This window comes from Pseudomonas sp. Pme6b (assembly GCF_058129925.1).
In genome coordinates this window covers 4,717,976-4,729,679 of record NZ_CM176704.1, presented here as the reverse complement: position 1 = coordinate 4,729,679, position 11,704 = coordinate 4,717,976, and the positions used below count along the sequence as shown (strand labels likewise).

The 11,704-nt window shown below is 58.3% G+C and carries 15 protein-coding genes; 14 read left to right on the top strand and 1 reads right to left on the bottom strand.

Features of this window, described 5'->3' with window-relative positions:
• Positions 1 to 7 precede the first annotated feature (7 nt).
• Together secF and AC4ANE_RS21445 are read left to right on the top strand one after the other, a co-directional pair.
• Positions 8 to 919, top strand: a complete 912-nt coding sequence (gene secF / locus AC4ANE_RS21450) for a protein translocase subunit SecF (protein WP_002552470.1) — start codon at positions 8 to 10, stop codon at positions 917 to 919.
• Between the two features lie 108 nt (positions 920 to 1,027).
• Positions 1,028 to 1,567: a glycine zipper 2TM domain-containing protein gene (locus AC4ANE_RS21445; protein ID WP_002552471.1), complete on the top strand. Its 540-nt coding sequence runs from the start codon at positions 1,028 to 1,030 to the stop codon at positions 1,565 to 1,567.
• Between the two features lie 66 nt (positions 1,568 to 1,633).
• Here AC4ANE_RS21445 and suhB read toward each other — a convergent pair whose 3' ends face one another.
• Positions 1,634 to 2,449 (bottom strand): type III secretion system regulator SuhB, encoded by an 816-nt coding sequence (gene suhB, locus AC4ANE_RS21440; protein WP_002552472.1) that lies wholly within the window; start codon positions 2,447 to 2,449, stop codon positions 1,634 to 1,636.
• 215 nt (positions 2,450 to 2,664) lie between these two features.
• Between suhB and trmJ the strand changes: the two genes are divergently transcribed.
• The 12 genes from trmJ to rlmN all read left to right on the top strand — a co-directional run bounded on the left by trmJ (position 2,665) and on the right by rlmN (position 11,693).
• Positions 2,665 to 3,438 carry a tRNA (cytosine(32)/uridine(32)-2'-O)-methyltransferase TrmJ gene (gene trmJ / locus AC4ANE_RS21435; protein ID WP_005734184.1) on the top strand — a complete coding sequence of 258 codons (774 nt, stop codon included), beginning with the start codon at positions 2,665 to 2,667 and terminating at the stop codon, positions 3,436 to 3,438.
• On the top strand, positions 3,438 to 4,214 hold the full coding sequence (gene cysE / locus AC4ANE_RS21430) for a serine O-acetyltransferase (protein WP_002552473.1): 777 nt from the start codon (positions 3,438 to 3,440) through the stop codon (positions 4,212 to 4,214). The genes trmJ and cysE overlap by 1 nt, the downstream gene beginning before the upstream one ends.
• 158 nt (positions 4,215 to 4,372) lie before the next feature.
• Positions 4,373 to 4,864, top strand: coding sequence for a Fe-S cluster assembly transcriptional regulator IscR (iscR, locus tag AC4ANE_RS21425; protein WP_002552474.1), 492 nt, complete (start codon positions 4,373 to 4,375; stop codon positions 4,862 to 4,864).
• A 44-nt stretch (positions 4,865 to 4,908) separates the two neighbouring features.
• Entirely contained in the window at positions 4,909 to 6,123 is a 1,215-nt protein-coding gene (locus tag AC4ANE_RS21420) for an IscS subfamily cysteine desulfurase (protein WP_002552475.1), read from the top strand.
• A gap of 81 nt (positions 6,124 to 6,204) precedes the next feature.
• Positions 6,205 to 6,591, top strand: coding sequence for a Fe-S cluster assembly scaffold IscU (gene iscU / locus AC4ANE_RS21415; RefSeq protein ID WP_002552476.1), 387 nt, complete (start codon positions 6,205 to 6,207; stop codon positions 6,589 to 6,591).
• Positions 6,592 to 6,666: 75 nt separating this feature from the next.
• The gene (iscA, locus tag AC4ANE_RS21410; RefSeq protein WP_002552477.1) at positions 6,667 to 6,990 is read left to right on the top strand and encodes an iron-sulfur cluster assembly protein IscA; all 324 of its coding nucleotides are present in this window, start codon (positions 6,667 to 6,669) and stop codon (positions 6,988 to 6,990) included.
• 10 nt (positions 6,991 to 7,000) lie between these two features.
• Positions 7,001 to 7,522, top strand: coding sequence for a co-chaperone HscB (gene hscB, locus AC4ANE_RS21405; RefSeq protein WP_460408513.1), 522 nt, complete (start codon positions 7,001 to 7,003; stop codon positions 7,520 to 7,522).
• 44 nt (positions 7,523 to 7,566) lie between these two features.
• The gene (gene hscA / locus AC4ANE_RS21400) at positions 7,567 to 9,429 is read left to right on the top strand and encodes a Fe-S protein assembly chaperone HscA (protein ID WP_002552479.1); all 1,863 of its coding nucleotides are present in this window, start codon (positions 7,567 to 7,569) and stop codon (positions 9,427 to 9,429) included.
• Between the two features lie 3 nt (positions 9,430 to 9,432).
• The gene (gene fdx, locus AC4ANE_RS21395; RefSeq protein WP_002552480.1) at positions 9,433 to 9,774 is read left to right on the top strand and encodes an ISC system 2Fe-2S type ferredoxin; all 342 of its coding nucleotides are present in this window, start codon (positions 9,433 to 9,435) and stop codon (positions 9,772 to 9,774) included.
• 14 nt (positions 9,775 to 9,788) lie between these two features.
• Complete coding sequence (gene iscX, locus AC4ANE_RS21390) at positions 9,789 to 9,989, top strand: Fe-S cluster assembly protein IscX (protein ID WP_460408512.1); 201 nt, start codon at positions 9,789 to 9,791, stop codon at positions 9,987 to 9,989.
• A 96-nt stretch (positions 9,990 to 10,085) separates the two neighbouring features.
• Positions 10,086 to 10,511 (top strand): nucleoside-diphosphate kinase, encoded by a 426-nt coding sequence (gene ndk / locus AC4ANE_RS21385; RefSeq protein ID WP_002552482.1) that lies wholly within the window; start codon positions 10,086 to 10,088, stop codon positions 10,509 to 10,511.
• Positions 10,512 to 10,544: 33 nt separating this feature from the next.
• A complete protein-coding gene (gene rlmN / locus AC4ANE_RS21380; RefSeq protein WP_002552483.1) occupies positions 10,545 to 11,693 on the top strand; it encodes a dual-specificity RNA methyltransferase RlmN in 1,149 nt (382 codons plus the stop codon).
• Positions 11,694 to 11,704: the final 11 nt, after the last annotated feature.

The window sequence follows — 11,704 nt, the reverse complement described above, 5'->3', positions numbered from 1 at the left end:
GGCTGCCATGTTACGTACCATCAACTTCATGGGCGTTCGCAATGTTGCGTTCGCCATCACGATGCTCCTTACCGCACTGGCGCTGTTCAGCTGGTTCCATAAAGGGCTCAACTTTGGTCTGGACTTCACTGGCGGTACGCTCATCGAGCTGACCTACGAGCGTCCAGCCGATCTGGGCAAGGTGCGCCAGGAGCTGGTTTCGGCGGGCTATCACGAAGCCGTTGTTCAGAGCTTTGGTGCCACCACTGACTTACTGGTGCGCATGCCGGGTGAAGACCCGCAACTGGGCACTCAGGTGGCCGAAGCGCTGCGCAAGGCCGGTGCCGATAACCCGGCAGTGGTCAAGCGTGTCGAGTTCGTCGGCCCGCAGGTCGGTGAAGAGCTGCGCGATCAGGGCGGCCTCGGCATGCTGATGGCGCTGGGCGGTGTTCTGATCTACCTGGCATTCCGCTTCCAGTGGAAATTCGCAGTCGGGGCGATCGTCTCGCTGATTCACGACGTGGTGGTGACGATGGGGATCCTGTCGTTCTTCCAGATCACCTTCGACCTGACGGTGCTGGCGGCGGTGCTGGCGATCATCGGCTACTCGCTGAACGACACCATTGTGGTCTTCGACCGGGTACGCGAAAACTTCCGCCTGCTGCGCAAGGCTTCGTTGATCGAGAACATCAACATCTCCACCACGCAGACACTGCTGCGCACCATTGCCACCTCGGTTTCGACCCTGTTGGCGATTGTTGCACTGTGGGCGTTTGGCGGCGACAGCCTGGAAGGCTTCTCCATCGCATTGTTCATCGGTGTTCTGGCGGGTACTTACTCGTCCATCTACATCGCTAACGTGGTGCTGATCTGGCTGAACCTGACCACTGAGGACCTGATTCCTCCAGTGGTCGTCGAGAAGGCTGACGACCTCCCGTAGGTCCGGCCATCATAAAAAAGGCGCGAGTGCTGAACTCGCGCCTTTTTTTATGCTCCAAGGCTAGGCATTGCGCAGCCATGCTGCGTTTCGATTGGTCAGGAGGTTCAAGTGAACAAGTCTATGCTTGTTGGTGCTGTGTTAGGTGCTGCTGTCGTGACTGCTGGCGGCGCCGTTGCCACCTATAGCTTGGTCAAGGGTGGTCCTGAGTATGCGGATGTATTGGCAGTAGAGCCGATCAACCAGCAGATCAAAACCCCCCGTGAAGTTTGCAAGGACGTAACCGTTACTCGTCAGGCGCCGGTCAAGGACCAGCATCAGATCGTAGGTAGCGTTATTGGCGCGGTTGCCGGTGGTTTGCTGGGTAACCAGATCGGTGGCGGTAACGGCAAGAAGATCGCTACAGTCGCGGGTGCGGTAGGTGGTGGTTATGCGGGCAACAAGGTTCAGGAAGGCATGCAGGAGCGTGATACCTACACCACTACGCAGAACCGCTGCACGACGGTCAACGATGTGAGCGACAAGGTTGTGGGCTACAACGTCAAATACAAGTTGAACGAGAAAGTGGGTCAGGTTCGTATGGAACGTGATCCGGGCAGCCAGATTCCGGTCGACAAGAATGGTCAGCTGATATTGGGTCAGGCGCAGTAACGCCAGCCGCTGCGCTTTAGAAGACATAAAAAAACCGGCTTTCGCCGGTTTTTTTACGTCTGCAGCTTAGCGTTTGAGCGAAGGCGGCAGGTGCGGTGCGATTGCGGTCAGTACGGCCTTGAAGCATTTGGTGTTGCCGGCAACGATATGGCCTTTCTCGAGGAAGTCGTGACCGCCGGTGAAATCGCTGACCAGACCGCCTGCTTCCTGAATCAGCAGAGCGCCTGCTGCCATGTCCCATTCGGACAGGCCCGACTCCCAGAACGCATCGAAACGACCGGCAGCTACGTAAGCCAGATCGAGGCTTGCAGCGCCTGCGCGACGGATGCCGGCGGTCTGGCCTACCAGGCTGCGGAACATGCCCAGGTAGTTTTCGATGTTGTCCATCTGGTTGTCACGGAACGGGAAGCCGGTGCCCAGCAGTGCGCCTTCCAGGCTCTTGCGCTGGCTGACGCGCAGACGGCGACCGTTCAGGGCTGCGCCACGACCACGGCTGGCGGTGAATTCTTCCTGGCGGACCGGGTCGAGAACCACGGCGTGCTCAAGGCGGCCGCGGTATTTGCAGGCGATGCTGACGGCAAAGTGCGGAATGCCACGAACGAAGTTGGTGGTGCCGTCCAGTGGGTCGATGATCCACAGGTAGTCGGTGCCTTCGCCGCTGCCTTCGTGCAGGCCGCTTTCTTCGCCGAGAATGCCGTGAGTCGGGTAGGCCTTGCGCAGAGCGGTGATGATGCTTTGCTCGGCAGCTCGGTCGATCTCTGTGACGTAGTCTTTGGCTTCTTTTTCGTCAACCTTGATGGTATCCAGGCGCTCGATGGAGCGGAAAATCAATTCGCTGGCGCTGCGGGCGGCGCGCAGCGCGATATTCAGCATGGGCTGCATGGATAATTCACCTAAGGTTGTTAAAGAGAGCCGGGCATTCTATGGGCTGATTCGAATTATTTCCAGCCTTGCGTGGTTACGGTTGTCGGGTTCGTGTGGATTTTTTCATGTCGCAAGCGGTCAGTTCCGATCTTCCGGCCCGCACAGCTTCATAGCGTTAGTCGAACCGTTTCTGTAAGATTTGCCCCCCTAATTCGCGTCAGTGAGCGTTCGCTTTGTTGCAGAACATTCGTGTTGTCCTGGTCGGCACTACCCATCCCGGAAATATCGGCGGGGCCGCTCGCGCCATGAAAAACATGGGGCTTTCGCGTCTGGTGCTTGTCGATCCGCGCATCTTTCCTTCGCCTGATGCCGATGCGCGTGCGTCAGGCGCCACCGATATTCTTGAAAGTGCAAAGGTTGTTGCGACTCTTGAAGACGCGTTGGTCGGCTGTCGTCTGGTGCTCGGTACCAGTGCGCGTGATCGCAGTTTGCCGTGGCCGTTGCTCGATCCGCGCGCTTCCGGTGAAAAAGTCATCGAGCAGGCCGGAGAGGGCGCGGAAGTGGCGCTGGTTTTCGGTCGCGAGCACGCCGGCCTGACCAATGAAGAACTGCAGCGTTGCCACTTCCATGTGCACATCCCGTCGGACCCCGGGTTCAGCTCGCTGAACCTCGCCGCGGCTGTGCAGGTGCTCAGCTACGAAGTGCGCATGGCCTGGCTGGCGGCTTCGGCACACTCAGAGCAGGGCGAAACGCCCAAGGCAGTCTCGGCGCATAACGCCGAGCTGGCGACGATGGATGAGATGGAAGGCTTTTACACGCATCTTGAAGCCACGCTTGTGGCCATCGGTTTCCTTGATCCGGAAAAACCACGTCATCTGATGGCGCGACTGCGCAGGCTATACGGGCGTAGCGAGGTCGAGCGATCCGAACTGAGTATCCTGCGCGGTGTGCTCACCGAAACCCAGAAAGCCGCACGCGGTGAGCCCTACAAGCGGAAGGATCAGTAATGTTCAAGCGTCTGCGAGAAGACATTCAAAGCGTATTCCATCGTGACCCTGCTGCGCGCAACGCCTTTGAGGTGCTGACCTGCTATCCGGGCATGCATGCCATCTGGCTGCACCGCTTTGCGCACATTCTGTGGCGCAACGGCTGGAAGTGGCTCGCGCGGCTGGTCTCCAATTTCGGTCGCTGGATGACCGGTATCGAGATCCACCCGGGGGCGCGCATCGGTCGCCGTTTTTTCATCGACCACGGCATGGGCATCGTGATCGGCGAAACCGCCGAGATCGGCAATGACGTAACGCTTTACCAGGGCGTGACCCTGGGCGGTACCAGCTGGAATGTCGGCAAGCGTCACCCGACGCTGGAAGATGGCGTAGTGGTCGGGGCGGGTGCCAAGGTGCTCGGGCCGTTCACAGTGGGTGCCGGTGCCAAGATTGGTTCCAACGCAGTGGTGACCAAGGCGGTGCCTGCGGGGGCAACTGCCGTGGGTATTCCGGGGCGCATCATCGTCAAGTCCGACGATGAAACCGAAGCCCGGCGCAAGGTCATGGCTGAAAAGCTCGGTTTCGACGCGTACGGCGTCAGCGCCGACATGCCGGACCCTATCGCTCGCGCCATTGGCCAGTTGCTCGACCATTTGCAGGCTGTCGACGGCCGTCTTGAGGGCATGTGCGATGCGCTCGGCAGGCTGGGCAGTGATTATTGCGCCAAAGACCTTCCCGAGCTGCGTGATGAAGTATTCGACTGCGTCAAGGATCGCCACGAAGACAAGGTTGGCTAGGCGACACGGCGGCGTGACGCGTGCCATTACGCCGCACCTTTGCTATGATGCAGCCCGCGCTTTTCGCTAATCCCGACTGTTTTACTTGGTCTAATAGTTGACTCTTTTACTCGGGAATAGCATACTCGCTGTCATTCCGAACCTCTGCGGTATACGCCATGCGACTGACTACTAAAGGCCGATACGCTGTAACAGCCATGCTTGACCTGGCGTTGCACGCGCAGAACGGGCCAGTGTCTCTGGCCGACATCTCCGAGCGGCAGGGTATTTCCCTGTCCTACCTCGAGCAGCTGTTCGCCAAGCTGCGTCGCGGCAATCTGGTTTCCAGTGTTCGTGGTCCAGGTGGTGGTTACCAGCTGTCGCGCGACATGAAAGGCATCCAGGTTGCTCAAGTCGTCGATGCAGTCAATGAATCGGTCGACGCCACGCGGTGTCAGGGTCTGGGCGATTGCCACGCTGGCGATACCTGCCTGACCCACCACTTGTGGTGTGACCTGAGCCAGCAGATTCACGAATTTCTAAGCGGTATCAGCTTGGCGGATCTTGTCACTCGCCGTGAGGTACAAGAAGTCGCTCAGCGCCAGGATATGCGCCGTGGTCATAACCACATGTCGCAACTGGGTAAGATCGAAACGTCCGCCGTCGAATGAACGCAGATGAATGAGCGGTGCGCCTGCCTGATAGGAGAGCTTCAATGAAATTGCCAATTTACCTCGACTACTCCGCGACGACCCCGGTCGATCCGCGTGTCGCGCAGAAAATGATCGATTGCCTGACCGTCGAAGGAAACTTCGGCAACCCGGCCTCGCGCTCCCACGTCTTTGGCTGGAAAGCCGAAGAAGCGGTCGAGAACGCTCGTCGTCAGGTCGCTGATCTGGTCAACGCCGATCCGCGCGAAATCGTCTGGACCTCGGGTGCCACTGAATCCAACAACCTGGCTATTAAAGGTGTTGCGCATTTCTACGCCAGCAAAGGCAAGCACCTGATCACGTCGAAGGTCGAACACAAGGCTGTCCTCGACACCACTCGCCAGCTGGAACGCGAAGGTTTCGAAGTTACCTACATCGAGCCAGGTGAAGACGGTCTGATCACGCCTGCCATGATTGAAGCGGCACTGCGCGACGACACCATCCTGGTTTCGATCATGCATGTGAACAACGAGATCGGCACCATCAACGATATCGCTGCGATCGGTGAACTGACCCGTTCGCGTGGCGTGCTGTTCCACGTTGACGGCGCGCAGTCGACCGGCAAGGTTGAAATCGATCTGACCAGCCTCAAGGTTGACCTCATGTCGTTCTCGGCGCACAAGACCTATGGTCCTAAAGGTATCGGCGCGCTCTACGTCAGCCGCAAGCCGCGTGTTCGCCTTGAAGCGACCATGCACGGCGGTGGTCACGAGCGTGGCATGCGTTCCGGCACCCTGGCGACCCACCAGATCGTCGGTATGGGCGAAGCATTCCGCATTGCCAAGGAAGAAATGGCTGCTGAAAACGTGCGCATCAAGGCACTCAGCGATCGTTTCTTCAAGCAGGTCGAAAATCTGGAAGAGCTGTACGTCAACGGCAGCCTGACTGCACGCGTACCGCACAACCTGAACCTGAGCTTCAACTACGTCGAAGGCGAGTCGCTGATCATGGCGCTCAAGGATCTGGCGGTATCGTCCGGTTCGGCCTGTACCTCGGCCTCGCTTGAGCCTTCGTATGTGCTGCGTGCCCTGGGTCGCAACGATGAGCTGGCGCACAGCTCGATTCGTTTCACCTTCGGCCGTTTCAGCACTGAAGAAGAAATCGATTACGCCGCGCAGAAGGTTTGCGAGGCTGTCACCCGGCTGCGCACACTTTCGCCGCTGTGGGACATGTTCAAAGACGGCGTCGACATCTCCAAGATCGAGTGGGCGGCGCACTAATTTAAAGTCGCCTCCAACACAGGTCATGTGCAATTGCGCGTGACCTGCAGAGCGGCTCCCTGATGTGAGAGGAATAGAATCATGGCTTACAGCGAAAAGGTCATCGACCACTACGAGAACCCACGTAACGTCGGCAAGATGAACGCGGAAGATCCTGATGTCGGCACCGGCATGGTCGGCGCTCCAGCGTGCGGCGACGTAATGCGTTTGCAGATCAAGGTCAACGAGCAGGGCGTTATCGAAGACGCCAAGTTCAAGACCTACGGCTGCGGTTCGGCCATTGCTTCCAGCTCGCTGGCGACCGAGTGGATGAAAGGCAAGACTCTGGATGAAGCAGAGACCATCAAGAACACTCAGCTGGCTGAAGAGCTGGCGCTGCCGCCGGTCAAGATTCACTGCTCGGTACTCGCTGAAGACGCCATCAAGGCCGCCGTTCGCGATTACAAGCAGAAGAAAGGTCTGCTGTAAGCAGGCAGGCTTTTCAAGAGAAGCTTGCAACAGAGTCAACTGCAACAGGCTAATGCAACAGGCTAAGGAGTTCCGATGGCTATCAGCATGACAGAAGCTGCCGCTAACCACGTACGACGTTCCCTTGAGGGACGCGGCAAGGGTGATGGCGTTCGTCTGGGTGTTCGCACCACAGGCTGTTCAGGTCTTGCCTATGTGCTTGAGTTCGTCGATGAGGCGGCTGGCGAAGACACTGTGTTTGAAATGCACGGCGTCAAGGTGATCATTGACCCGAAAAGTCTGGTCTATCTGGATGGCACCGAGCTCGACTTCGTGCGTGAAGGGTTGAATGAAGGCTTCAAGTTCAACAACCCCAACTCGCGCGGTGAGTGCGGCTGTGGCGAAAGCTTCAACGTCTGAGGCTTTTATTGTGGGTACTCCCTGTCACTTCGCCCTGTTCGATCTCAAGCCCGAGTTTCAGCTTGATCTTGACCAGCTGGCCACGCGCTACCGTGAGCTTGCGCGTAACGTGCATCCGGATCGCTTTGCGGATGCCCCCGAGCGTGAGCAGCGTGTGGCGCTGGAGCGCTCGGCCAGTCTCAACGAGGCCTATCAGACCCTGAAAAGCCCGCCGAAAAGGGCGCGCTACCTGCTGGCAATGAACGGCAACGAAGTGCCGCTCGAAGTCACGGCGCATGATCCCGAGTTTCTTCTGCAGCAGATGCAATTGCGCGAAGACCTCGAGGACTTGCAGGAAGAGGCTGATCTCGCCGGCGTTGCGACCTTCAAGCGTCAGCTCAAGGTCGCTCAGGACGAGCTGAACCAGAGCTTCGCGGCCTGTTGGAATGATGCTGCACAACGCGAGCACGCTGAAAAGCTGATGCGGCGTATGCAGTTTCTCGACAAGCTCTCTCACGAAGTGCGCCAGTTAGAAGAGCGCCTCGACGATTAACCCCGCGCGGCTTCGGCCGCGCGCCAGTGATTATTCTGAACAGCATGGCTTTACTGCAGATCGCCGAACCCGGCCTGAGTCCTCAACCGCACCAGCGTCGTCTGGCTGTGGGTATCGACCTGGGCACCACCAATTCTCTGGTTGCTGCAGTACGCAGCGGCCTGTCCGAACCGCTGGCCGATGCAGAGGGGCAGGTCATTCTGCCGTCTGCCGTGCGCTATCACGCTGATCGTGTCGAAGTAGGGCAGTCAGCGAAGATCGCCGCCTCCCAGGATCCGTTCAATACCGTTCTGTCAGTCAAGCGCCTCATGGGGCGCGGGCTGACTGACGTCAAGCAATTGGGCGAGCAACTGCCGTACCGGTTTGTTGGCGGTGAGTCGCACATGCCGTTCATCGACACCGTGCAGGGGCCGAAAAGTCCTGTTGAAGTGTCTGCCGACATTCTCAAGGTCCTGCGCGAACGCGCCGAGTCCACGCTGGGTGGCGAACTGGTGGGGGCGGTGATTACCGTGCCTGCTTATTTCGACGACTCTCAGCGCCAGGCGACCAAGGATGCCGCCAGACTTGCCGGCCTCAATGTGTTGCGCCTGCTTAATGAGCCAACGGCTGCTGCCGTTGCCTATGGTCTGGATCAGAAAGCCGAAGGCGTGGTTGCCATCTATGATCTGGGCGGCGGAACCTTCGACATCTCGATCCTGCGCCTGACCGGCGGTGTGTTTGAAGTACTGGCCACTGGCGGGGATACCGCTCTGGGTGGCGATGACTTCGATCATGCGATAGCCAACTGGATTGTCACTGATGCCGGTCTGTCTGCGGATATCGACCCTTCCGCGCAACGCAGCCTGCTGCAGGCTGCCTGCTCGGCCAAGGAAGCGCTGACTGACGCCGAGTCTGTCGAGGTCGCCTACGGTGACTGGCGTGGCACGCTGACCCGCGAGGCGCTCAATGCGCTGATCGAGCCTATGGTCGCGCGCAGTCTCAAGGCCTGTCGTCGTGCGGTGCGTGATACCGGTATCGAGCTTGAAGAAGTCGAGGCGGTGGTCATGGTCGGCGGTTCGACCCAAGTTCCACGCGTACGCGAAGCGGTGGCCGAGCTGTTCGGTCGTCAGCCATTGACCCAGATTGACCCGGATCAAGTGGTGGCCATCGGGGCTGCGATCCAGGCCGATACGCTGGCAGGCAACAAGCGTGACGGTGGCGAACTGCTATTGCTCGATGTGATTCCGCTCTCGCTGGGGCTGGAAACCATGGGCGGGCTGATGGAGAAGGTCATTCCGCGCAACACCACCATCCCTGTCGCGCGTGGTCAGGAATTCACCACGTACAAGGACGGCCAGACGGCCATGAAGATTCATGTTCTGCAGGGCGAGCGCGAGTTGATCAGTGACTGCCGTTCCCTTGCACGTTTCGAATTGCGCGGCATTCCGCCGATGGTCGCGGGTGCGGCAAAGATTCGTGTCACCTTCCAGGTTGATGCTGACGGTCTGCTCAGCGTTTCGGCGCGTGAAATGGGCTCGGGTATCGAGTCGAGCATTCAGGTCAAGCCTTCCTACGGGCTGACCGATGACGAAGTCACCCGCATGCTCAAGGACTCCTTCGAGTATGCCGGCGACGATAAGGTCGCTCGTGTGCTGCGCGAGCACCAGGTTGACGCCGAGCGCTTGCTCGAAGCGGTTCAAGGTGCCCTTGAGGCTGATGGTGAGCGTCTTCTCGACGAAGAAGAGCGCCTGGTCATCAACCTGCAGATGAACGAATTACGTGAATTGATGCAAGGCACCGATGGTTATGCCATCGAGCAGCAGACCAAGCGTCTGTCGCAGGTGACCGATGCATTTGCTGCCCGACGCCTCGATTCGACGGTAAAAGCCGCACTGGCCGGGCGCAACTTGAATGAGATTGAGGAATAACTGATGCCGCAGGTGATTTTTCTGCCCCACGCCGAGCATTGTCCGGACGGGCTGGTTGTAGAAGTGGAGCCGGGCACGTCTATTCTCGAGATTGCCCACGAGCACCACATCGAGATTGAAAGCGCCTGTGGTGGCGTGTGTGCCTGTACCACCTGTCACTGCGTCATTCGCGAAGGCTTCAATTCGCTCAATGAAGCGGACGAGCTGGAAGAAGACATGCTCGACAAAGCCTGGGGCCTGGAAGCGCAATCGCGTCTGTCCTGTCAGGCCATTGTCGGCAACGAAGACCTCACGGTCGAAATACCCAAGTATTCGCTCAACCACGCCGCTGAAGCGCCACACTGATTCAAGGATTGCTCATGAGTCTCAAATGGGTTGATGTGCAGGAAATCGCCATCCAGCTGGCTGAAAGCCACCCGGATGTCGATCCGCTGACTGTGAGTTTTCCCATGCTGCGTAATCTGGTCATGGCCTTGCCCGAGTTCGATGACCACCCGGACCGTAGTGGGGAAAAGGTTCTCGAGGCGATCCAGGGGTTATGGATCGAAGAGGCCGATTGACGTTCAGTAACGTACGCAGTTAGGCAATACACCAGAACCCGCGTATAATTCGCGGGTTTAATTTTTCGCTTCAATCACTGCTTCTGGAGTTTCACCATGGCTGTTCAACGTACTTTCTCCATCATCAAGCCTGACGCCGTTGCCAAGAACGTAATCGGCGAGATCACCACTCGTTTCGAAAAAGCCGGTCTGCGCGTTGTCGCTTCCAAGCTGAAGCAACTGTCCAAGGCCGAAGCTGAAGGTTTCTACGCTGAGCACAGCGCTCGCGGTTTCTTCGGCGACCTGGTTGCCTTCATGATCTCCGGCCCGGTTGTCGTTCAGGTTCTGGAAGGTGAAAACGCTATCGCTCTGAACCGTGAGCTGATGGGCGCTACCAACCCTAAAGAAGCTGCTGCCGGCACCATCCGCGCTGATTTCGCTGACTCCATCGACGCCAACGCTGTTCATGGCTCCGATTCGGAAGCAGCCGCCGCTCGCGAAATCTCGTACTTCTTCGCAGCTACCGAAGTAACCGCTCGCTAAGTCATTTTTGACTGACGAGTGAAGGGTGAATTCATGATTGCATCGACTGGTAAAACCAACCTGCTGGGGCTGACTCAACAGGAAATGGAGAAATTCTTCGACTCTATCGGGGAGAAGCGCTTCCGTGCCGGTCAGGTCATGAAGTGGATTCACCACTTCGGCGTCGACGATTTCGACGCGATGACGAACGTCAGCAAGGCCCTGCGCGAAAAGCTCAAGGCCTGTGCCGAAGTTCGCGGTCCCGAAGTGGTCAGCGAGGACATCTCCAGCGACGGCACCCGTAAATGGGTGGTGCGCGTAGAGTCCGGCAGCTGTGTCGAGACCGTCTATATCCCGCAGGGCAAGCGTGGCACCTTGTGTGTTTCGTCCCAGGCGGGCTGTGCCCTGGATTGCAGTTTCTGCTCCACCGGCAAGCAAGGCTTCAACAGCAACCTCACCGCCGCCGAAGTCATCGGTCAGGTGTGGATTGCCAACAAATCCTTTGGCAGCGTACCGGCGACCGTCGACCGTGCCATCACCAACGTGGTGATGATGGGCATGGGTGAGCCGCTGCTGAACTTCGACAATGTCATTGCTGCCATGCATCTGATGATGGATGACCTGGGGTATGGCATTTCCAAGCGCCGGGTGACCTTGTCCACCTCCGGCGTGGTACCGATGATCGATGAGCTTTCCAAGCATATCGACGTTTCCCTGGCCTTGTCGCTGCACGCGCCGAACGATGCGCTGCGTAACCAGTTGGTGCCGATCAACAAGAAATACCCGCTGCAAATGCTCCTTGATTCCTGCCGCCGTTACATGTCCAGTCTGGGCGAAAAGCGTGTGCTCACCATTGAATACACCATGCTCAAGGACATCAACGACAAGGTTGAACACGCCGTCGAGATGATCGAGCTGCTCAAGGACACGCCTTGCAAGATCAACCTGATCCCGTTCAACCCGTTTCCGCACTCCGGTTACGAGCGTCCCAGCAATAACGCGATCCGTCGTTTTCAGGACCTGTTGCATCAGGCTGGTTATAACGTCACTGTGCGCACCACGCGCGGTGAAGACATTGATGCAGCATGCGGCCAGCTGGTCGGGCAGGTGATGGACCGTACACGCCGTAGTGAACGCTACATTGCTGTGCGTGAGTTGAGCGCCGAGGCCGAGACGGCCCCGGTTGCGGCGACTCGAACCTGACTGCCAACCTG